Annotated in this window: 17 protein-coding genes and 1 pseudogene; 9 read left to right on the top strand and 9 right to left on the bottom strand. The window is 41.6% G+C overall.

Features of this window, described 5'->3' with window-relative positions; all coding sequences use genetic code 11:
* The first annotated feature begins 547 nt into the window (after positions 1–547).
* The 4 genes from V7K36_RS26795 (at position 548) to V7K36_RS26810 (ending at position 4605) form a co-directional block, all read left to right on the top strand.
* The gene (locus V7K36_RS26795; protein ID WP_335120717.1) at positions 548–1003 is read left to right on the top strand and encodes a hypothetical protein; all 456 of its coding nucleotides are present in this window, start codon (positions 548–550) and stop codon (positions 1001–1003) included.
* 156 nt (positions 1004–1159) lie between these two features.
* The gene (locus V7K36_RS26800; RefSeq protein WP_335120718.1) at positions 1160–1441 is read left to right on the top strand and encodes a glutaredoxin family protein; all 282 of its coding nucleotides are present in this window, start codon (positions 1160–1162) and stop codon (positions 1439–1441) included.
* A gap of 53 nt (positions 1442–1494) precedes the next feature.
* A complete protein-coding gene (locus tag V7K36_RS26805) occupies positions 1495–2997 on the top strand; it encodes a UDP-N-acetylmuramoyl-L-alanyl-D-glutamate--2,6-diaminopimelate ligase (RefSeq protein ID WP_335120720.1) in 1503 nt (500 codons plus the stop codon).
* A gap of 171 nt (positions 2998–3168) precedes the next feature.
* Entirely contained in the window at positions 3169–4605 is a 1437-nt protein-coding gene (locus V7K36_RS26810; protein ID WP_335120721.1) for a DICT sensory domain-containing protein, read from the top strand.
* A gap of 453 nt (positions 4606–5058) precedes the next feature.
* On the opposite strand, the gene V7K36_RS26815 is transcribed toward V7K36_RS26810, so the two are convergent.
* Complete coding sequence (locus V7K36_RS26815; RefSeq protein ID WP_335120722.1) at positions 5059–6546, bottom strand: sensor histidine kinase; 1488 nt, start codon at positions 6544–6546, stop codon at positions 5059–5061.
* 226 nt (positions 6547–6772) lie between these two features.
* The gene (locus V7K36_RS26820; protein WP_335120723.1) at positions 6773–8479 is read right to left on the bottom strand and encodes a sensor histidine kinase; all 1707 of its coding nucleotides are present in this window, start codon (positions 8477–8479) and stop codon (positions 6773–6775) included.
* Between the two features lie 416 nt (positions 8480–8895).
* Here V7K36_RS26820 and V7K36_RS26825 point away from each other — a divergent pair, with 416 nt between their 5' ends.
* Complete coding sequence (locus V7K36_RS26825; RefSeq protein WP_335120724.1) at positions 8896–9717, top strand: SDR family oxidoreductase; 822 nt, start codon at positions 8896–8898, stop codon at positions 9715–9717.
* A gap of 228 nt (positions 9718–9945) precedes the next feature.
* Here the strand turns inward: V7K36_RS26825 and V7K36_RS26830 are convergent.
* The 5 genes and pseudogenes from V7K36_RS26830 to V7K36_RS26850 all read right to left on the bottom strand — a co-directional run bounded on the left by V7K36_RS26830 (position 9946) and on the right by V7K36_RS26850 (position 15093).
* Positions 9946–10560: pseudogene (locus tag V7K36_RS26830) on the bottom strand (Uma2 family endonuclease).
* Between the two features lie 51 nt (positions 10561–10611).
* Positions 10612–11427, bottom strand: a complete 816-nt coding sequence (locus tag V7K36_RS26835) for a DUF1838 domain-containing protein (RefSeq protein WP_335120725.1) — start codon at positions 11425–11427, stop codon at positions 10612–10614.
* Positions 11428–11602: 175 nt separating this feature from the next.
* Positions 11603–12787 (bottom strand): AbrB family transcriptional regulator, encoded by a 1185-nt coding sequence (locus tag V7K36_RS26840; protein WP_335120727.1) that lies wholly within the window; start codon positions 12785–12787, stop codon positions 11603–11605.
* Positions 12788–13149: 362 nt separating this feature from the next.
* Positions 13150–13488 (bottom strand): hypothetical protein, encoded by a 339-nt coding sequence (locus tag V7K36_RS26845; protein ID WP_334830253.1) that lies wholly within the window; start codon positions 13486–13488, stop codon positions 13150–13152.
* 249 nt (positions 13489–13737) lie between these two features.
* Entirely contained in the window at positions 13738–15093 is a 1356-nt protein-coding gene (locus tag V7K36_RS26850; protein WP_335120728.1) for an aromatic ring-hydroxylating dioxygenase subunit alpha, read from the bottom strand.
* A 378-nt stretch (positions 15094–15471) separates the two neighbouring features.
* Here V7K36_RS26850 and V7K36_RS26855 point away from each other — a divergent pair, with 378 nt between their 5' ends.
* The gene (locus tag V7K36_RS26855) at positions 15472–16137 is read left to right on the top strand and encodes a GUN4 domain-containing protein (protein WP_334830259.1); all 666 of its coding nucleotides are present in this window, start codon (positions 15472–15474) and stop codon (positions 16135–16137) included.
* Here V7K36_RS26855 and V7K36_RS26860 read toward each other — a convergent pair.
* The gene (locus V7K36_RS26860; RefSeq protein ID WP_335120729.1) at positions 16134–16937 is read right to left on the bottom strand and encodes an SAM hydrolase/SAM-dependent halogenase family protein; all 804 of its coding nucleotides are present in this window, start codon (positions 16935–16937) and stop codon (positions 16134–16136) included. The two genes, V7K36_RS26855 and V7K36_RS26860, sit on opposite strands and share 4 nt — an antisense overlap.
* Before the next feature lie 114 nt (positions 16938–17051).
* On the opposite strand from V7K36_RS26860, the gene pirA reads away from it, so the two are divergent.
* Positions 17052–17207, top strand: coding sequence for an arginine synthesis PII-interacting regulator PirA (gene pirA / locus V7K36_RS26865; protein ID WP_334830263.1), 156 nt, complete (start codon positions 17052–17054; stop codon positions 17205–17207).
* A 454-nt stretch (positions 17208–17661) separates the two neighbouring features.
* Here the strand turns inward: pirA and V7K36_RS26870 are convergent, their stop codons facing one another.
* Complete coding sequence (locus V7K36_RS26870) at positions 17662–18117, bottom strand: pentapeptide repeat-containing protein (protein ID WP_334830265.1); 456 nt, start codon at positions 18115–18117, stop codon at positions 17662–17664.
* Between the two features lie 1108 nt (positions 18118–19225).
* Between V7K36_RS26870 and V7K36_RS26875 the strand changes: the two genes are divergently transcribed.
* Together V7K36_RS26875 and V7K36_RS26880 are read left to right on the top strand one after the other, a co-directional pair.
* Positions 19226–20875 (top strand): metallophosphoesterase, encoded by a 1650-nt coding sequence (locus V7K36_RS26875; protein ID WP_335120730.1) that lies wholly within the window; start codon positions 19226–19228, stop codon positions 20873–20875.
* A gap of 155 nt (positions 20876–21030) precedes the next feature.
* Positions 21031–21972, top strand: a complete 942-nt coding sequence (locus V7K36_RS26880; RefSeq protein ID WP_335120787.1) for a glycosyltransferase family 2 protein — start codon at positions 21031–21033, stop codon at positions 21970–21972.
* Positions 21973–22111 lie beyond the last annotated feature (139 nt).

The raw sequence follows: 22111 nt of genomic DNA on the forward strand, positions 1-22111 counted from the left end.
CGACTTACTCCAGTCATACGCTTAAATTTCTTTGAAGTAAGCTGTTTGGCTTTCTCTATTTTCACTGCGATATCATTGTCCTAATCACAAATGGTTAAACTTTTCATTGTACCACAAAAGACTTTTGCAAGAGTTTTAGTGCTTATTTATACTTCTCATTCCTTCCGTGTTTTTTCCCGCCTTAAGTTTATACTTATACTATTTATCACCAAATAATACAATATTTGACAGCTACAAAAAGAAAGAGTTATCAAGTATATATAGGACTAGTATTTGATTTCTGAAAAGATACGTAGGGGAGCCAGTGCGTTGCGGAGGTTCCCGACGCTCGATGACTCGCTAACGCTGCGCTATCCGTTGTAGCAACTGGCGTTGTGTTAGCGACAGCAGAACGCACCATCATCAAGGGTTTGGTGCGTTACGAACTGCGTTCTAACACACCCTACAATACCTAATTTTGTTCAAAAATCAAATATGATTCCTATAGTTAATTGCAAGCAGAACTAAAGCTGCAAGATCGTACACAAACATAAATGGATGCACTCAAATGGCAGGCGATTTGTACATAGAACAGCTAACTGATTTAGAATTAGCGGCATTACAAGATGTAGGTGCAATTCTAGATCCCCATGTCTATCATTCAGACCGAACTAATGCTGAAGCATGGAATAGGTTGTATCAGCAATTACAAGTAATAGATCCAAATCGAAGAAATAGGGCTGGATTACCAGCGCACTGTTATGTAAGGTTCAACGGCGTTGAAACTGCCAAGAAAGTGCGAACAAAATTGTCTCTCAAAAATATATTAGAAAAGATTACACGCCCAGGGGGAGTGGTTGCTCAACAAGCGATCCTTAACAATTGGAATGTTACTCATGAGGAAGCAAGGGTTAACTTGTTTGCTGATGCTATTGACGATGCACCAAAAATAATCGAGTTTTATAAATTAGGAATATCACCTGTTCATATAGCTTATAGTCGTTTTATAATGCACCGCGAATAATTATAACTATTGCAGCCATGATAAGGACAAACGGAGCCAGTAACAGCATAGCTAGACTGCTCTGCGTCCTCTGTGCCTCTGCGGTAGCCTGCGGCTTGCCGCTACACGTCTACGTTATTGTGAACTTATAACTTCTTGCGCCAACTCAAATAAACAATGCAATTAATTTTATACAGTAAACCGGGCTGTCATTTATGTGAAGGCTTGCAAGAAAAGCTAGAAAAAATCCAAAATCTCAGTTTCGAGTTAGAAACTAGGGATATTACGACTCGTGAAGATTGGTTTGCTGCGTATCAGTATGAGGTGCCAGTACTTTATTTATCGAACCACAGAGGCGCAAAGGGAGAAGAGAGGAGTGAGAAATTATTGCCGCGTCCTTCTCCTCGTGCTAGTGTGCAGCAGTTGGAGCAAATGTTGCGTAAGTATTTAGCCAATTAGAAAAAAATAATGCAGAATAAGCGCAAGATTAAGAATCTGACGAGGTTCACAAGATGAAATTGCGGGAATTACTAACGGCGGTAGACAGTGTTGAGCAATTGCCTAGCTATCCTACTTTGGAGGATGTGGAAGTTAGGGGTTTAAAGACAAATTCCCATGCTTGTCGTGTGGGAGATTTGTTTATTGGGATGCCAGGAACACGGGTTGATGGTGGGGAATTTTGGCAAAGTGCGATCGCATCGGGGGCCGTAGCTGCGATCGTTTCTCCGGAAGCTGCACAGAAAAATCCTCCCACAAATCAGGCTGTAGTCATCAGTGCAAGTAACATAACTCAAGCTTGTGCCCAGATAGCCAGTGCTTTTTACGGTTATCCGGGACAAAAACTCAAGCTGGTAGGCGTGACTGGTACAAATGGCAAAACTACAACTACTCATCTAATTGAATTTCTGCTGATCAAAGCTAATCTAGCTACAGCTTTGATGGGAACTCTCTACACTCGTTGGCCAGGTTTTGAGCAAACTGCTACCCACACTACGCCGTTTGCGGTGGAACTGCAACAACAGCTAAGAGAGGCTGTAAATGCTGGTAGTGAGTTCGGGGTGATGGAAGTAAGTTCTCACGCTTTGGCCCAAGGTAGAGTGTTGGGTTGTCAATTTGAGGTGGCGGTGTTCAGTAATCTTACCCAAGATCATCTCGACTATCACAGCGACATGGAAGATTATTTTGCCGCCAAAGCGTTGTTATTTAGCCCGGATTATCTCAAGGGACGGGCAATAATTAATGCTGATGATTCCTATGGCAAACGGTTAATCGCCTCTTTAGATTCCGAAAGGGTTTGGAGTTATAGTGTCAACGACAACAGCGCTGATTTATGGATGAGTGATTTAAGTTACGAGCCGAATGGTGTCAGTGGTACATTACATACACCTCATCGTGACGTGGCTTTTCGATCGCCACTAGTCGGACAATATAATTTAGAAAATCTTCTCGCAGCCGTAGGAGCAGTTTTACACTTAGGGCTAGATTTGCAGTTACTCGTATCTGTGATACCTGAGTTTCCAGGAGTTCCCGGACGGATGGAACGGGTGCAGATTATTCCTGAGCAAGATATTAGCGTGATTGTGGATTATGCCCATACACCCGATAGTTTAGAAAATTTACTGAAAGCTGCACGTCCGTTTATACCTGGAAAGGTGATTTGTGTATTTGGTTGTGGTGGCGATCGCGATCGCACTAAGCGCCCAATAATGGGTAAAATTGCCGCCGAATTAGCTGATGTGGCGGTGGTGACATCGGATAATCCCCGCACTGAAGACCCAGAACGGATTTTGGCAGATATTTTGGCGGGAATTCCTGACACAGTGCAGCCAACTATAATTTGCGATCGGGCGATCGCAATTCGTACCGCTATTTTACAAGCACAACCAGGTGATGGAGTCTTGCTTGCTGGTAAAGGTCACGAAGATTATCAAATTCTCGGTACTGAAAAAATCCATTTTGACGACCGAGAACACGCACGCGACGCTTTACACCAAAGATTGAACATCCAAGTCTAATTCCAAAGGTAGCACAGCTGTGCTACCCTAAAATGTGTATTCCACACAATTAAAATTGCCCATAATTGATTGTTCCTGTTTCTTTCCGTGGCTATTTGTAAAAAATGCACACATAAAGGTGAAAATCGAAGACAGAATTATTTCTTGCTTCATCCTTGTTGTGCTTGACTCATGAATGTATCTCTGGCTAAGGATCTGTCTGTTTATCAACTGGTTATGGGAGTGCAAGTGCCTCCTAAACCATTGTCCCTCAGTCCTGCTACTCTGCTATCACTGGTGAGAGCGCAAATTGACTTACTAATTGAGCAGCAAATTGCAGCAACTTTGTGGGTGAAGCTACCACCGGATAAAATTTGGCAATCAGAATTAGCGCGTTATAAATCCTCAGTAGGTGCGTCTAGTCTCATTTATACTTGCCAGATTGAGGAGAGCCAGAAAGGGGGAGATGAGAGAACAGGTAAAGAAAATACCGCCTCATCCTCTCATCATGTCTCTCTTTACCTCCCAGCAAATAGCCAACTGCGACGGGAAAACTTTCTGATGGTATTATCGCCCCAGTTTTGCAGTTTAATTTTGGCTCATCGACCACTTAAAAAACGCAAAAATCAGATATCGGCGAAGGTAAATACTAATAAAAACCAGCCGTTGCTGATTATAACTACTGTTGAGGGGAGAGTAATTCAGCAAGTATTAAATGGTATCCAAAAAGCGATTACACCAGAATCATCCCCAATTTTACCTGCTAGTTTTATTTGTCCAAGTGCGCCCCAAGCCGCACTTATGAATCAACTGTTGGCAAAACAACTTCTGCGACAAGATGAAATTAATCGTCAAATCATCACAGTACGCACCACCAAGTTGGAGCAGCAAAATCAAGAACTCCACAACAAAGAGCAACTCAAAGATGAATACCTGAAAAATGTCTGTCAGGAATTGCGTACACCCTTGACGCACATGAAGACAGCACTTTCGTTATTGAATTCCCCTAATCTTAAACCTCCCCAACGACAACGTTATTTACAGATGTTAAATACCCAGTGCGATCAGCAAAATTCCCTGATTACTGGTTTGTTGGAACTGGTGCAGCTAGAACGGAATTTGGAGGGGAGGGCTTTGGAGTCGGTGCGTCTCTCAGATATTGTACCTGGAGTAGTCAGTACCTATCAAACAGTAGCCCAAGAAAAAGGGATTATCTTAACCTATACTGTACCCACTGAACTCCCATCTGTTTGGTGCGTGAGCGGTGGTTTGAGGCAAATTGTGATAAATATACTGCACAACAGCATTAAGTTTACCCCGATTGGTGGTCAAGTATGGGTGCGTGCCCGTATTCAAGGCGATTATGTCCAATTAGAATTCCGCGATACAGGTATCGGTATTGCCGAAAATGAGATTCCCAAAATCTTTGATCGGTTTTATCGTGTGCGTACAGCCGCAACTGAAGATTATGGTGGTGCTGGGTTGGGGTTAACAATTGTAAAGCAATTGCTGCTGCGCTCTGGCGGATCTATTTCTGTAAAAAGTAAATTAAATGAAGGTTCCACATTTACAGTGCAACTGAGAAGTGTTGGCGATACGCCAAGAGCGATCGCTACACAAAATGAGTGATCAGTTATGACTGGAGTTTAGACTAATATTTGAACTACATCTGTCGTAAGGCTACAGCAATGCTGTGCCCCTAGTGCGTTGTCTATTTACCTGAAAATAGCTGTAATATCATGTCCGTTTGATTAGTTATTAAACCCGAAGAACCCCACCCCTTAATCCCCTCCCGAAGAGCCTACCGTGTATACACAAGTCTAGTTGGCAATCAAATGGACAGAAAAGAACGGAAAATTATTTTTAAAATCCTTGATTTTCCGTTATGCCTCTATCAATAATCTGACACTATTGATAATCAACTTGATCAAATCAAAACCTTGCCCATTAAGGCTTGTATCTTACCAGGCAAGGATTTTAGGACTTGTGTATACACCGTAGCCCCGCCGGCGGGGTGGGGTTCCAAATATTATGCTTAATAGCCCGGAGATCATATAACTCCAAACTCCTAATTCCTAACTCCTAACTGCTAACTGCCGGCTTCTGCTTGCTAACTTCTAAAGGTAGGAAAATCGTCAAAACTTCCCCATAATGTGGACGCTGGCGCACAATCAGTTTTCCACCGATCGCTTGAAACAAATGCTTAGTTGCAGCGATATTCAAACTAATCGTACCCGTCTCTGGTTGGAACATCAGCAGTTGACCTAGAGCTTTCCGAATTGGTGGCGTTGCAGGTGTGGCGGCTTTATTGGAATCTTTGCACCCGAATTGGGGCGATAATTGTAATTTCAGTTGATCTCCAGCCGGGATAACTTGAACTTGAATATGGCTGCCAGCAGGTAAGCTGCGAGTGAAATTCTCTATCAAACCAGTGAGTACCTGATCCAGCATCGTAGGATTACTCACCACTGTTGGTAATTGCTGGGGTAAAACAACATTTAAAGTTAAGTTCCGCCGATGCGCTGCTTGTTCCCAACGGGGAATGCTCTGCTGCAACACTTGATCTAAAGACATCGGTGTGAGTTGAGTTTTTGAGGATTTTGTTGAAGCAGTAGTTTCCAATTCTGCTGCCTTAAACAGCAACTCCATGCGGTCAATTTGCTCGGTACACTCGTGATCAATAATTTTTAAGCGATTGATCACGCTGGCATCTAAGTCTCGCCGCTTCAAAAGCAGACGAGTCATGGTGCGAATAGTTGTTAAAGGTGTGCGGACTTCGTGAGCGAAAGCTTGGAGCAATTCTATATCGGGATTTGGGGATTGGGGATTGGGGATTGGGGATTGGGCATTGGGAATTGGGTATGGGTTATTCTCCTTGTCCCCGTTGTCCTCCTTGTCCCTAGTCTCTTCGGCTTCTGTTAATTCCTGAAGCAACAGCTGGCTAAACTCAATCATGATGCGGTAATCTGGTGCTACCGGAGAATACTGTTCTACTAATGCGTCTAGGCGGGCGAAAAATTCTGGATTAGCCAGCATTACCCTTGCTCCTAGCGATCGCCAAGCTTGCTGCACTACCTCTGGCTCAAAAGAAAATGAAAAGGTTTTTTTACCGTTTTTGTGGGTTGCTAAAACCAGCACTAATCTAAATTTATCTGTGAAAACTAAGCAAAACTGCTCTGCCCCTAGCGGATCGGCGGGTAATAAGGGAAGTATCGATTCATGGGGAGCGATTTCTTCATTTACAGATGCGTTAGCGTAGCCCAACCCAGGCATCGGATCTGGCATCTGAAATGGCATCAGCGCCAAGGGATTAAATGGTTTTGCCGTAAAAGTTACTGTTTGTAAGCTTTGAGTCAGTTTTGGCTGACTAAATAAGGGTGCTGGTGCAGCTAAAACTAATCCTTGGGTTGTGTCAACTGAAGGATCTGCTAAAGTATTTAATAGCAAATGTTCTGTCGCTGCTAGGCTGACACGCCACTGCCGCTCTGCTTTCGCAGGGGAACATTTAGCGACACTTGATTGATTTTGGGCCAAGATTTCGCTCAGGCTTGGCAATATCCATTTATACACAGGTTTTCACCCCCTTAATTCAAGAGCGACTAACAGCGTCTAGGCTAGACATTTCACTACTACCTAAAAGGTTATAGCTATTTGTGTACTGGTGATAGTGGTAGAACCGAACAATTCGGGCGCAATTTCCCCTATAAGTGCGATCGCAGATTAAACATCTGGTGAAAAAGAATGTAGAGACGTAGCAGTGCTACGTCTCTCTACAAAGGTTCTGGATAACGCATATTTAATTTCTGGAGATATCTATTGATAATTGTGCTGATTTCACTGCTCGCATCGGGATTAGAATTACAAACTCTGCACCCTGTCCCAATGATGAAATGCATTGCAAAGAGCCACCATGCTTTTCAGTAATTATCTGGTAGCTGATCGATAATCCCATACCAGTCCCCTTACCAACTTGTTTAGTAGTGAAAAAAGGGTCAAATAGACGCGACTGGATTTCTTCTGGAATTCCTGCTCCATTATCAGCAATCCGAATGATGACATTTTCATTTACCTGTTCTGAAGAAATGCGAATCAAAGGATTTGGACAAAGTTCTTTTTGGAACCCCTCTTCTAAAGAATCGATTGCATTTGCCAAGAGGTTCATAAATACTTGATTCATTTGCCCTGCAAAACACTGGATTTTAGGCATTTCACCATATTCTTTGACCACTTGAATTTCAGGGCGATTATTTTGTGCCTTGATTCGGTGTTGCAAAATTAACAGAGTACTGTCGATTCCTTCATGGAGATTAGCCGTTTTAAACTCAGCTTCATCCAAACGAGAAAAAATTCGTAGACTGAGAACAATTTCACGGATGCGTTTAGCCCCCATTTTCATTGAGGTTAACATCTTAGGCAAATCTTCTATTAGGTACTCAATATCCGCTTCTTCGTTAGCATTTTTAATTTCTGGCTCTGGGTAGGGATAATAATTTTGATAAAGCTTAATTAACAGCAGCAGCTGTTGAATGTAATCATCAGTGTATTGAAGATTGCCGTAGATGAAATTAACCGGATTGTTGATTTCATGGGCAACTCCCGCCACTAGTTGACCCAGACTCGACATTTTTTCAGCTTGAATTAATTGGACTTGGGTTTTTTGCAGGTCTTTTAGAGCTTGGTGAAGTTCTGTTTCTGCCTGTTGGCGCTCAACAATCTCGTCTCGTAATTGTTCGTTAGCCTTGACCAACTCATCTCTGGAATGTTGCAGATCGTCCGCCATTTTGTTGAACGAGATCGCTAACTCGCCAATCTCATCCTGGGAGCGAATATTAACTCTGGTATCCAGCTTACCTTCAGTCAGATATACCACAGCTTGCTGGAGTTGTTTAATCGGTTTTGAGATGCTTCTGGAGAGCAGATAACCTGCTGCTAATGCAAATATGCCACATCCCAAACTGATAACCGACGTGACAACAATATTTTTATGGGCTGTTGCTAGCGCGGCTTCGTAAAGCGGTGTATATTCCAGAATTACTGCGCCAATTATTTCACCGTTGCTAGTCTTAAAAGCAACAGCAATCAATTGAATCCCCTTTGGGTACTCAGAACTAGTCTCAACATAGGTTCTTGGTATGCCATCGTGAATAGTTTTACCAACTTCATTGTTGCGATCGTGATCTAATCGCGTACCGATGTCTTCGGCAACTACATCTGCCAGGATGATTTTATTACGGTCTACAATCTCTAGATCACGCTGATGTTGCTTGTGTAGTGCTTGAACATGATTTTGCAAATCGGCTAGTATCTGATCTCGCGATCGCATTTCGTGGTATTGAAACTCATGACTTACGAAATATCCAAGTAGTCCAGCAACTTCTTCAGCCTCTTGTTGAGCAAGATACTTAGCTATCTTCAATTGCTGATTAGCATTAATCGCACCAATCATTCCTGAGAGAGTAACCATTCCTAGAATACCCGAAATTAATTTTTGACTAATTTTCATTCCTTGCTCGAAACCTCAAGTACTGGCTGGCTACTGTGCTGATTTAGATACGACTTAGGGAAAATTGTCTCAAAAACTTGATTTGTCATAGCGGTAATTCATGAATTACCCCTACTTCAGAACTTTTTTGCATAAATCCTGTTAGATTTACGGAGTTTACCCTGATCCTAAAATTCCCACTTATCAGCCTGAAAGCTACAGAGCAAAACTAAATAGCCAAAAACCTATTTCATTGGTGATTGTAGTTGGTCAAAAATCGAGGTATAATCGGCGAAATAGTCGAAAACCAAGACTAAACACCAAAAAGTTAGAAAACCTTAGTTAGCCTTTAACTAAGAACTTATCTTGCCTTATCAGTTTTATTTCAATTCTCACAAATCAAATAGGATTGCCATAGACTATCTCACAGGTACTTTATGACTTCTTTTGAAACGTCAGTTGAAAATTTGGTACTAGTTGCTGGTGCTACTGGTGGAGTGGGGCAACTGGTCGTAGGCAAGCTGCTAGAGAAAGGCTTGAAAGTTCGTGTCCTGACACGCAATGCCGCAAAAGCTGAAGAGATGTTTAACCAGAGAGTGGAAATTGCCGTTGGTGACATCCGCCAGCCAGCTACACTACCAGCCGCAACGCTAGATGTCACCCACATCATAAGTTGTACCGGAACCACTGCCTTTCCCTCTGCGCGATGGGAGTTTGACCAACCCCCGAACTTGATTGAATGGGGAATCACTTACCTTAATCCCAAATCTAGTGAAGCAAAAGCAAAGAATAGTCCAGCAAAGGTCGATGCCCAAGGTGTCAGCAACCTAGTGGCAGCAGCACCCCGGAATTTGCAGCGATTCGTTTTCGTCTCTTCCTGCGGAATTCTGCGTAAAAATCAGTTTCCTTTTAGTATTCTTAATGCGTTTGGCGTGTTGGATGCCAAACAAAAGGGCGAGGAGTCTATTATTAATTCAGGATTACCCTACACTATTATCCGTGCAGGACGCCTCATTGACGGTCTATATACTTCATACGACCTCAACACCCTTCTTAAGGCAAAAACAGGAGGTAAATACGGTGTGGTCGTAGGTACTGGGGATACACTTTCGGGTGATGCTAGCCGGATTGATGTAGCCAGCGCTTGTGTAGAATGTCTTTTTCAGCCAAATAGTTCCAGACAAATTTTTGAAATAGTTAACCAGGGACAAAGACCACCTGTGATTGACTGGGAAACTCTTTTTTCCTCGCATTCTTAAAAAAAAATGCCCAACTATTTTTTTACCTATACTGCAAACTCTTGCAGATGGGGGAGATTGAAAAACTACGGCTTACAGCTATTTTTAGGTAAATAGACCACGCAGTAAGGGCACAACATTGTTGTGTCCCTACCTGTGTACCTCATTTACCTGAAAAACGCTGTATATCTTAGTGCAGATTAATAATAAATTATGACAGGATGTGGGTTATAAATGATGCAATATAAATTATTTAGCCGCATTAAAAATCTGCTGTGCAGTTAAATTTAATTGGGGAAAGGTAAGAGATGAAATCGCGGTGTTACCTTGAAACGGTGTCATTTTATATTCACCATCAACTAATTCGCATACAAAAATAGTGGGTTGTTTGGGATTGCCGATGAACTTTTTTGCACCCAATGCAGCATAATCAGCAATCCAATATTCGGGAATGCCCATTTCTTCATAATCCCTAAGTTTATTGTAGTAATCATCTCGTCAGTTGGTTGAAACAACTTCAATAACTATTGGAACCGATGCTGCTTGGTTTACTGTTGACTGTTTTTGAAAAAGCGGTTCATTGTCGAGATTATCAAGATTTAGCAGCAACACATCAGGCGAATAAGCAGATTCGGCAGAAGGAGTTTTGACCAATGCAGTTTTGGGAATTCCGTAGGGTAAATTAAGACGATCAAACTCTACGGTTAATTTACGCGACAAAAACGCAATAACTTTCTCATGCGCTCCGGTTGGGGCGAAGATTTCAACAATTACTCCTTTGTGCAATTCATAGCGTTTACCATCATTGAGATACTATTCGATAAATTGATTGAAGGTGAGTAATTTGGGCAACGTTTGGGTCATAATCTTAACTCCATATAGGGCAGAGAATAACTAATGACAAATGACTCCTTCTCATAATTCTTCTGCTTGGGGAAGTGGGAAGATTTCACCAGCCAAGTAAGCTTGAAAATGCTTTTGGAAGTACAACCAGGAAGTCATATCTTCCCCATCTATCAATGCTTTTGGGGCTTGTTTATATAAAGGAATACGGTTATTAATTTCGTCTTGCAGCAGTGGCGGCAGTTCTGTTAAACCATTGATTTTGCTGCCAGTAGCACTGTAGATCAGTTGACCGGGGCGATCGCCCATTTTCATCCAGGGAAGCCATTGACCAATTCTATCCCAACTCAGCTTGAGTTCAGAAACTGAGGGAAGTGCTGTGTTGAATAAATCTGCGGTTGGCACTGTTAATTTAAATAATTCTGCTGCCTGATAAATTGGATTTGGGCTGTATTCGGCAAATTTTGGATCGTCTGCTAAAGGATTGGGGTAATAGGGAAATATATCAAAAACGAAGGTTGTGCTGTCACCATCTACTTGTGCGGGGAAATTTCCCTCAAACTTACCCTGCACAGGATTATTGGCAACGTGAATCACCGGAACTGTCTCGCCCGTCCAAGGATTCTCCCATTTGGGTAAGACTTCATCTGTTTTTGGGTTGAGATAGTAAGTCAGTTCTCTGGAAGTAAAATCCCAAGTACCTTCTCCTGTGGGAATACATCGGCTAACGCTCAATCCCAAAATCTTAAACAGGAGTTGTCTTTTCTCACCGGGAATAAAGGCGTAAATTTTACCTTTCCAAATCAGGAAAGTGGATTCGCTAGAGTCGAGGGAAGAACGAGTTTTAATCCAGTGCTGCGCTTCAAGTTCTTGGATTTGAGCAACCATTTAAAGCATCCTTAGTATTTGAAAGGGAGTTAGGAGTTTTATCTCCGGTTATCTAAAAGTCCTTAAAACCTCAAAGAGTCCTGACTTTAATCCCTCTCCTTACTAAGGAGAGGGACAGGTTTTGCGGAAGCAAAACCAGGGTGAGGTATCTCAGGGGCTATTCGATAAACCATAATTAAACTGGTTCTGAAAGTTTCTCATCCAGACGGCGAAACAAAAATACCCAAAGTGGTAGGGAACTATTAATCGCAATTAGTCGCACTAAATGACCAGTTGTGACAATTTCAACATTATGATTCAATGCCAGGGAAACCAGGATCATTTCTGCTGATCCTCCCGGTGCTGTAACTAAGAGACAGGTTAACCAGTCCCAAGAAGTTAATTGCATCGCAAGTATAGCAGCGATCGCTCCGGCTACGAGGGTCATGCCTACAGACATCAAGGCATAGCCGATAGTCCGCTTATTAAAGTTGGGTTTGTCTCCCCAATACTCACCAATAGTAATTCCCAGGAGCATTTGACCCAATAAGTTAACTAAAGGCGGCGGACTAAAGCTAATATCACCCATAAAAGGCAGCCAATGTAGCAAAGGATTAAACCCGATACCAATCAACAATGCACCAAAGAAATCGCCAGCAGGAATTTTAAATAATATCGCTGGATAAACTACTAAACCAGTGATTAGCAGTACTAACAAAAGTAATCCTAGTTGAGATGGATCGAGATTCAGCCAAGCAGCGTTGATTGGCAGGGTTTGGGGATAGTAATTACCAGCTGATGTCCTAGCAATCAGGGGAATTAGAAAAACTACTGAGGTAACGCGAATCGCCTGAACTAGGGCAACCAAGCTGACATTTTTATTGTAATCGGCGGCGATCGCTGCCATAATTCCGACACCACCAGGAACAGTAGCCAGCATTGCTGTCAATAGGTTGGTTTTGCTGACGCGGGAGTAAATGTAACCGATACAACTACCACTCAGCAGCATAAACAAAGTCAGAAAAATAAATATCGGAATACCAGAAGCAACACTAGCTAGATTAGTGTGGGCATTGGAAGCGCCGACAGTTAAGCCTACAAGTGCCATTCCCACTTTTCTAGCAGTGGGGTTAGGTTGAGGGGAATATTTATAAAAAATTCCACACCCTTGAAGAACCACTGTACCAGCAGCAATCCCGCCAAAGATCCAGGCAATCCTACCAATTTGAAACTTTGCCAGGACTAAACCCAGAGAAAATGCTAGAAGTATTTCCAAGACAAGGACAATTAGTTGTTTTACAAATAGCTGTTGTTTGGTGACAACAGGATTTTCATGAGTGTGTTCTTCCAGGTTGGTAGCAACACTTACACTTTCATTCATCGATACAAGCTTTTTTATTAATTTAACTTATGTACTCAAGCTAATGCGATCGCACAAGATACAGCGTTTTTCAGGTAAATGAGGTACACAGGTAGGGGCACAACATTGATGTGCCCTGACAATAATCTGTACAGAGGCGCTTGTTGCAATCTGCTGTAACTAGTACAGCACGGAGTAAATCCAGCTATCCTCTCAATTAACCAAACAACTTGTTAAAGATAGGCAAACTTCCATCGCAGTGTACTAAGTCTAAATTTACCGCGTGTTGTATTCAAACAAAAATGCCTATAGAGAGAGGATAGGGGCACAATAATCACTGTGCCCCGACAAACAATTGGTATTTCTTTCAATGATTCAGCCGTTTAATCTTCGTCAAGGGCTGGGAAAACTTCCTCAAGCTCCCACAACCTATCTTTATTTTCAACAAACCAAATACGAGTTTCTGGAGTTAATTTACTCCAAATGTCTTCAACAGGGATGTGAGGAGATGCATATTGGTACTGTTGACCAAGTGATTTGAGATTATCCGCCACATCATGGGGAATCCCGAATTGTTCCCAGTCAACTGTGATATTTCTTCCCGAAACTCCGGCTGTGGGGTCAAAAATCAATTGTGCTGATCTGACTAAATCGGCAAAGTGTTTCGGTTTGAGTTTGGTAATCTCCTGAATTTGGAGTAATTCGTTATGATCTTGAGACATGATCGCCGCAGTGGTAAAGATTAGTGATGTATTGAACTTACTGCCAGAGATTTTTATCCCAATATATTTTAGTTTAGCGCAGAGCCGCTAACTTGATCATGACTAAGATTATGGGTTAGGGATTAAGCATTGAGAAGAATTCTGATTCTAGTTTCTAGTCCTCAATACTTCTCTACGAGAGGCTGCGCCAACGGCAACGCTACTTCGACATCGCTCAGTACAAGTCAGTACAAGTCCCCAGTCCCTATTTTAGTGACGAGTGTAGGAACGCTCAAAATGAGTTTTGAGTGTCTGAGCGATCGCGGACATTACAACTGCTACTATAGAAAGGGATATTGCTGTTATTCGGATTCTAGAATCATCTGCAAGTATTGCGACAAAAGTTAGAGCGATCGCTACCCCTATACAACTTTGTTTGACCGTATTTGTCACTTGATAAGCTCGATTGCAAGAACTACAAAGAAGTGTATGTTGCGAGAATCGGTCTAACGTGATCAACTTTTGATCACACTCGCTACTACCAACATTTTTTGAGGTAGAATAACCTTGATAAAATGGCAAAGATGACCCAAATTTATCTAGCCACTTGCGATACTCAACCACTAAAGTATCAGATGTTTTGAGCGGGAAATACACTTCTTTGAGATTTTGTCCCAAACGCTCAATTTGTGCCTTTTGTTCAACGACTAATTGCAAATCACCTTCCAAGATTTTGTTTCGGATCAAGATGTGATCTAACCAGGGAGGCATCAGCTTTATTTTTTGGCTAAAGAAGTTACTATAATTTCTGATTAGAATTCGACATCTATCCTTACTTAGTGGAATTGAATACAAAGCTGTACCCCCAAACTTACCTTGCTGTTCATTACCAAATTTGTAGAGAATCAAATTAGGAGCAATGAAATCTAATGAAATCCAAGGCCGATTGGGTGTGCGTGTTTGCCGCCACCTTCCCTTAATTCCCTGAATGTTGCTGTCAATGACTTCTATTTCCAGGGCTTGGGCATCTTTTCGACTTCCCATGATGCCATCATGGCTGATTGGAACGTGAGCTGGGTCAATAACGTTTTCAATAAAATAGCTTTGGTCGTAAGGTAGGTCACGTACATAATCTAAATTGAAGCAGTCCGGCTTTTTCCAATCTGGTAGAGATGGAATTAGCTCATCAATAGCCGTTTCGGCTTCCCCTGCCCACATCCAAATGATACCTTGAAGTTCTAAGACTTTAAACGATGACACGCAAGCATTTACCGGAATTTTGGCATCGGTTGGTAATTGAGGAATGTGCAGACATTGACCATTATTGCCAAACTGCCAACCGTGGTATAGGCACTCTATTTTGCCGTCAATAATTTGTCCATCAGAAAGTCTAGCTGCACGGTGGGGACAACGATCTGTTAAACAGATAAACTGTCCATTTTGGTCTTTGAACAAAACCAAGGGTTCATCGTACAAGGAAAAGCTATAAGGGCGGTTAGCAGGCAAGTGTTGCACGAAGGCAATGGGATACCAGCATTGCCTCCAGTTAAATTCTTGCTTCTGTTCTGGTGTCTCAAAACTAGAAGTTGGTGTTGTCGCCTGTAGTGTTTTTGTTTCTAATGACATAGTTTTCTCCAGGTTTCTATGATTTTATATCTTTGTATTAGAAAATGCTTAGTCCCAGAGACATAAGACTCCCTCAGAAATAAATAGTTGTCACCCTAAACGTCAATACGCTTGGGTTAAAGCCAAAAACCAAAACCAGTGTAGGTTGGGTTTCCTCCCTTAACCCAAGCGTATTGCCCTAAACGTAGAAGCTATCGTTACTAAACTCGCTATTTTTCCCTAAACTCACAATTTTTTCCGTTAAAGTCGTGATTTGAGTATTTTCTTATTTAGAAGTCCCTAATGCGATCGCTGACAAAAAGCTAAGATATACATCTATGTGGTAGCAGTTAGACTAAATTCGATCTGGGGCGTTCAAAGTAATCAGAAGCATCCAAAATGGCAAAGAATAATCAGACTGTTCTGGCACTAACCTTACTAATCACAGCAAGTCTTATCGGTATATTTGCTGTTTTAAGCTGGATTGGCTATTCGTTAACGCGGTCTAAGTCTGAGATCAAAAGTCCAGGAAGCAGTGATTTAGTTAACAAAACTACTAATTCTAGCTCATTTAAGCAAGTAGAAATTACCACAGCCCGCAATGTCGATTACAGCCAGTTGCAGAAATATTTGCAAAGTAAAGATTGGCAAGAGGCTAACCGAGAAACTTACCTGAGAATGCTAGATGTTGCAGGGACTAAGGCACAAGCGGAGGGTTCTATTGGGAAAGATGAAATGAATACACTTTCGTGTGTTGATTTGAAAACCATTGACAGGCTTTGGAATACAGCCAGTGATGGTAAGTTGGGCTTTAGCGCTCAAGAAAAGATTTTGAGGGAACAGAAAAACGACTATCGCAAGATGTATGACGCGGTTGGATGGCAAACGTTAACAGGTGAGTGGCTGATTCAGTGGAACTATAATCAGCAAACTAAAAGATATGAGTATAAACCTGGTAAGGAACCAAACTTTAAAACTTTCCCCCCAGGACATCTGCCAACTGTGGAAAGAGGATATAATTTTGATGTTTCTCTTGATGCGGCACTCACCAAGTGCGGTATTTAAGTTAGCATAACTTGAAGCGTTTCTTGCGAATTTAACTGCAACTGTAAGTGAGCATTGCCGCTATTAATGGCAATTTCTACCCAGCCGTGACTGCCAACTAAAGCGATCGCCTCTCCAACCTTAACATCACTATAAGTTTCACAGCCTGGTATACTCAAAAGTGCGGCTTGCACATACCAAGTTTTGTCTTGTACATAACTCCCTGGAATGTTGCTCACTAAGTTACCAAAGTGATCAATATATTGAATGTAACCCACTACACCAGTGGTTGTCTGCTTGCACTCGCCTACATCCAGTTTTACCAAACTTGCTGGATCTATTTCTTGTCCTAGCTGTTTGAGAAGGACACCACTAGCAAGACTAGCTCCCACTGGTGCAAAGATATCCCTACCGTGAAAAGTCTTGCTTGGTTGAGGAGTTCGCCAATAGTTAAGATTTGTGAGTTCGACGGCTGCGATCGCTGGACTTTGACTGAGTACGCCACTGAATATACCATTATCTGGGCCTACCAGAAACCCTTGAGCAAATTCTACTGCGATCGCACGTCGCTTGCCTCCCACACCCGGATCTACTATTGCCAGATGCACTGTCCCAACTGGGAAATAGGGATAAGCATTCATCAGGCAAAACCGGGCTGCGGCGATATCTTGCGGCGGAATTTGGTGTGTTAAGTCTACCACCGTCAGTCTAGGGTTAATTTCGGCTATGACTCCCTTGATTATACCTACATAAACATTGCGATCGCTAAAATCGCTCAGTAAAGTCACGAGTGGTTGTTGATTTATCTGATTCTTGTACATAATTCTTAGCCAAATTCATTATATAAAAAAATATTTTTCTGTAGCAACAGCTACAAAATGTGTGCTATGTTAAGAATACAAGACATAAAGCGAAAAATTAAAAAGGTAATCAGTATGAGTCAAAATAGACTACAAAGTGTGAGCAAAGGACAAGAAACGCACAGAGCGAATATTCAAAAAAGCCTAGAGCATCGCTTGCAAGTAGCCAGAGCAAAGGGTGACGAACAACTGATTCGTCAACTAGAAGCTGAGATGAGGTATTCCAGCTAAATCAAGTTTTCAATGTTCATAGTTTTGTTGTGTAACCCGCTACGGCGGGTTTTTTGTTTTTAGGGGGTTTCCTCGCAATTTCGCTCTTACAGCGTTTTTCAATTAATTGGGTTGAGTCGATGGCGGATATTATTCCCCTTCTTTCACCTTAGCAGTAGATTTTCTACACCTACTGTTGTCATCGTAGTTGCTACCTGGATAATCCTACTGTATTGACATGTGTAACTCCATACAGATTAGGAAGAGGATCGTTTTTGCGTGAATATCGGCTCAATCCCCATAAGAAACCCCCTCTGCTTTCGTCATAGTAAAGTGATTACAAGCCAGAGAGGGTTCATTTTTTATTTTTGATAGGCAGATTTTAAGGATAATGCTGGCAAAAAACCAGTTTGTCTGATTTAAAACTTGCAAAAACCTATGTTGTGTTTATTTTAACCTGCCTACTAAGTTCAGCCTATTTCCAATCGGGTATCTCGGCATCTTCTCCACCAATACCGATTCCAGTGTTATATATTTTCGCATCAGTGAGATTGAGATCATTCATTGATGCTTGATAGACATTAGAATCGTTAATCGTAGCGCGAGTAAAATTTACCCCGTTGAGATTGGCTTGCTTTAAATTCACATTGGTTACATAAGCGGATGTTAGGTTAGCACCTGCCAAGTTTGCACCAGTTAAGTCAGCACCTTCGAGGTTAGCCCCTACAAGGTTGGCTCTTTGGAGCTTCGAGCCTCTCAAGTCAGCACCAATTAAATGAGCGCCACTGAGGTTAGCTCCCGATAGCTCACACTTAATACATTCCCCAGTTGAAAGCAGCTTTTGTAAGTCCTGCGGATTCTCGGCTCTAACCGAGCTAGTAAACAATAGGGGAGTTGCTAAGGCCATGGCCGCTAATAGCTGGAGTTTCATAAATTTCCCCCTTAATAATCAAGTTGCGTCCGTTCTGTCCCTCACAACTCTATTATCTCACTAAACTTCGTGAGGTCAATCTATCTCTGCTCTCAGAAGTTGGTTGTGATCTGAAACAGCTATGATAGGGAGCAAAAAAATGCTATTTATTCTCTTTTTGGGCGATTTTTAGTTGATAAACCTTAAAAAACTGCCCGTGTTAAATCACTGTTAAACCTTTTTAAAAGTTTGCACTACTCGCCATAAATTGGCTATTTTGATAAGTATTTATACTTGATAATTTATAAATCACATATAGCATTTCCTAATCACATGAGGTACATCATAGCCCCCTCCTCGCTTGCTCTTAGGGGGTGGGGTTCTTGTACGTCACTCAACCGAGAACCGCTATATGAGTCCAATAACAGGTACTGAAGAAGCTTAAAAACAATTAATCTCTAATGAGATATTTATACAAATAGTTTGTTTCAAGAAAGATACAAATTAAATTAAATTTACTCATGTGATATTTCGTTCAGTAATTACATTTAAGTAGTAAGGAACGTGGATTAAATAAAATGCAAAGCTTCATCCTGTCTCACGATCCCTCTCCTTTATAAGGAGAGGGATTGAGGGGAAAGCAATTTTTAATTTTTGATTGAAAAGAGCAATCAAGTCAGGGGCAAGTCATTTAATTTTGGATTTTAGATAATAGAATTATTCTCGCGAATAAAACGCTTGCTCTCAAACATACATTAAATTTTGGATTTTGAATCTTCTTTTCCATTATCCAAAATTTAAAATCTAAAATTCGGTGAGGTAAGCTAGTGACAGAAATTGGATGTTTTTAATTCTTATTCCTAAAAATATAGTCTAAAACTTTATAAAAACTGGAGAAGCCTACAGATGAAGCGTAATGCTGAAACTAGAGGCTTGATCGAGGAAAAATTTTAATCCTGTCCGCAAAAAGGCTAATAATAAAATTGCGTTAAGTCACAGACACCTAAAAAAATTTGGTATGTTACTCATGCTCAAACGCAAAAGCAGCCGTAAAATATTCTTGGTGGCTATGCTTGTACTTGTTATATGCTTTACTCTGGTAAATGTGCGTTCATTTGGGCAAACAATTATGACATCAGCACCCCAACTGCTCACCGACCCATTTTTGCAATTGCCAACTGAAACCTCAGTGCGAGTAGTTTGGTTTACTGAATTTGCTGGTGTTAATCACACAGTAACCTACGGGGAAAATCTCAAACACACTGCTAAGGCAAATACTACCAAACTCAGTCGCACGTGTGAAGACCAAGAGTCAAGAGTTGCAAACCAAACCAAAGACGGTCAAGTTTATCAAAAACCCGTCCAGCGTGATATTTGGCGACATGAGGCTGAGGTGACTGGATTAACTCCTGGTTTGCGGGTAAACTATCTTGTCACGAGTGTGCGAGAAGACCGCGAGAGTGCTAACAGTGATGTTTTTAGCCTCGCAGCAACTCCAGAAGCCGATACACCATTAAAAATTCTGCTGACCTCTGACCATCAGTTAAAGCCGATGACATCTGCAAATCTGCAAAAGGTGGTAGAAACGGTTGGACGAGTTGATGGGGTGTGGTTTGCTGGTGATTTGGTCAATGTTAGCGATCGCGCCTCAGAATGGTTTGATGATAATAGTGGTGGTGCGTTGTTTCCCGGTTTACAAGGTCGTGCCAAATACGAAATGACGCACGACGGTGTTAAGACAACCTACACTGGTGGACAAATAATTCAACACGCACCCATGTTTACTTGCATTGGCAATCATGAAGTGATGGGGCGCTTTGCCAGGACGGGAAGTTTAAATGGTGAATTTGATGATACAATTCCCCGTGTCGTTGCTCAAAAAATCTACCAAGACAAATCTTTAATAGATAATTCTTTTAATACTAATACCTACGAAGAGATTTTCTCTTTACCAAAAAGTAAAGAGGGTGGAAAAAGGTATTATGCAGTTACTTTTGGTGATGTGCGTTTGGTGGTACTGTACGCTACGAATATGTGGCGCACTCCCAACTTAGATGCAAAGCGTAAGGGTAGATATCGAGAAGCAGAAAACGATTTAAATAATCCTGAAAATTGGGGTTATGGACAGTTGATTTATGAGCCAATTGCTAAAGGCACCAAGCAGTACAATTGGCTAGAGGCAGAACTGAACAGCCCTGAGTTTAAACAAGCAAAATACAAAGTTGTGATGTTTCATCATCCGCCCCATACTCTGGGTGATAATATAGTTCCTGCTTATACAGAACCAGTACAGATAATTGAACGGGATAACAGCAATATCAAAGCAGTGCGTTACGAGTACCCCAAAGACGGAGATTATATTATCCGCGATGTTGTCCCTTTACTAGAAGCAGCTAATGTGCAATTGGTATTCTATGGGCATTCCCATTTGTGGAACCGCTTTGTTAGTTCCAGTGGAATGCACTTTCTGGAAACATCTAATGTGGGCAATACTTACGGTGCTGCTTGGGGTAACAGAAAGCGAGAAGTGCCAATCGGATATCAAGAGGATTATGTTAAGGTTGGTGATCCCAATGGTTTAGAACCGATAGTGCCAACAATTTCTCCCTTGCTGGGTGAAGATGGGAAGCCAATGCCTTATATTACGAGTAATGATATTACGGTTTTCAGTATCTTTGATACGGGGACAGGTACGATAAGTAGTTATCGCTTTGATACCCGCAAGCCTGATTCGGAAGTATTGAAGTTTGATGAATTTAAGCTGAATCCCCAAAAGTAACGCGATCGCTTTTTGATTGATCCAAACATTTTAAACTTATAAAATTGCATTATCGGCAGATTCACCATTTCTGTAACCAGAATCAAGTAAGGAACAGTGTCAGTGTTGTATCTGTCCTATCCTGGAGATGGGTAAATAGTGTTGTGGGTGATAGTGTGTTTTTCAGCATTGTGATACCGACTTATAATCGTCAACCAATTTTAGAAAAGTGCCTCCGCGCCTTGGAGATGCAGCAGTTAAGTCAGCCAAGTTCGGTTACTAATTACGAGATTGTTTTGGTGGATGATGGTTCTACTGATGGCACATTGGATTGGTTGACAGAACACAAAGAGGAGTTTCCCCATGTACGCTGGTTTCAACAAGACCATGCTGGCCCAGCTGCAGCTCGGAATTTGGGGGTAGAACAGGCGCTAGGAAACACAATTATCTTTATTGATAGCGATTTAGTGGTGCTGGAAAATTTCCTGCAAGCTCATGCTAATGCACTAATGCAGGGACAGGAGAAATTGAGGAGCGATCGCTTTTTCACTTACGGTGCAGTTATTAATACTTGTAATTTCGACAACCCAACGGCTGAACCCTACAAAGTAACAGATTTTTCAGCAGCTTTTTTTGCTACTGGAAATGTAGCAATTCCCAAACATTGGCTAAAGAAAGCCGGACTTTTTGACACCAGTTTCCAACTCTATGGTTGGGAAGATTTAGAATTAGGCGTGCGGCTGAAAAAACTAGGTTTGACACTAATTAAATGTCCAGAAGCCGTAGGATATCACTGGCATCCAGCATTTAAATTAGAGCAAATCCCCCGATTAATTGACCAAGAAATTCAACGCGGACGTATGGGAGTTTTATTTTATCAAAAGCATCCTATATGGGAAGTGCGAATGATGATTCAAATGACTTGGCTACATCGCTTACTTTGGGGAATTTTGTCACTAAACGGCGCACTTAATGAACGGACAATGGCTCCATTTTTGCAATGGCTAATTAATTTAGGTAAACCTCAATTAGCTTTAGAAATTGCCCGAATTTTTCTTAATTGGTACAACGTGAAGGGTGTTTATGAAGCTTATGCTCAAATGCAGCAATTATCATGAGTTTGCGCTTCATTTAGGCATAATTTTTGTTTAAGTCCCACTAAGAAAAATTATCGTCAGTTTTATAGCAATCCTATTTGAGTCGTAAACACCGAGAGGCTCAGATCCCCGACTTCTTGAAGAAGTCGGGGATCTTTTT

Origin of the sequence: Nostoc sp. (genome assembly GCF_036919555.1) — a bacterium.
Lineage (GTDB): Bacteria > Cyanobacteriota > Cyanobacteriia > Cyanobacteriales > Nostocaceae > Nostoc.

Excerpts from the sequence above, each read along its gene's own strand:
- V7K36_RS26825 (WP_335120724.1), top strand. The coding sequence starts at position 8,896 with ATGACTTCTTTTGAAACGTCAGTTGAAAATTTGGTACTAGTTGCTGGT.
- V7K36_RS26805 (WP_335120720.1), top strand. The coding sequence starts at position 1,495 with ATGAAATTGCGGGAATTACTAACGGCGGTAGACAGTGTTGAGCAATTG.
- pirA (WP_334830263.1), top strand. The coding sequence starts at position 17,052 with ATGAGTCAAAATAGACTACAAAGTGTGAGCAAAGGACAAGAAACGCAC.
- V7K36_RS26795 (WP_335120717.1), top strand. The coding sequence starts at position 548 with ATGGCAGGCGATTTGTACATAGAACAGCTAACTGATTTAGAATTAGCG.
- V7K36_RS26810 (WP_335120721.1), top strand. The coding sequence starts at position 3,169 with ATGAATGTATCTCTGGCTAAGGATCTGTCTGTTTATCAACTGGTTATG.
- V7K36_RS26855 (WP_334830259.1), top strand. The coding sequence starts at position 15,472 with ATGGCAAAGAATAATCAGACTGTTCTGGCACTAACCTTACTAATCACA.
- V7K36_RS26820 (WP_335120723.1), bottom strand. The coding sequence starts at position 8,479 with ATGAAAATTAGTCAAAAATTAATTTCGGGTATTCTAGGAATGGTTACT.
- V7K36_RS26870 (WP_334830265.1), bottom strand. The coding sequence starts at position 18,117 with ATGAAACTCCAGCTATTAGCGGCCATGGCCTTAGCAACTCCCCTATTG.
- V7K36_RS26800 (WP_335120718.1), top strand. The coding sequence starts at position 1,160 with ATGCAATTAATTTTATACAGTAAACCGGGCTGTCATTTATGTGAAGGC.
- V7K36_RS26840 (WP_335120727.1), bottom strand. The coding sequence starts at position 12,787 with ATGAATGAAAGTGTAAGTGTTGCTACCAACCTGGAAGAACACACTCAT.
- V7K36_RS26835 (WP_335120725.1), bottom strand. The coding sequence starts at position 11,427 with ATGGTTGCTCAAATCCAAGAACTTGAAGCGCAGCACTGGATTAAAACT.
- V7K36_RS26850 (WP_335120728.1), bottom strand. The coding sequence starts at position 15,093 with ATGTCATTAGAAACAAAAACACTACAGGCGACAACACCAACTTCTAGT.
- V7K36_RS26875 (WP_335120730.1), top strand. The coding sequence starts at position 19,226 with ATGACATCAGCACCCCAACTGCTCACCGACCCATTTTTGCAATTGCCA.
- V7K36_RS26860 (WP_335120729.1), bottom strand. The coding sequence starts at position 16,937 with ATGTACAAGAATCAGATAAATCAACAACCACTCGTGACTTTACTGAGC.
- V7K36_RS26845 (WP_334830253.1), bottom strand. The coding sequence starts at position 13,488 with ATGTCTCAAGATCATAACGAATTACTCCAAATTCAGGAGATTACCAAA.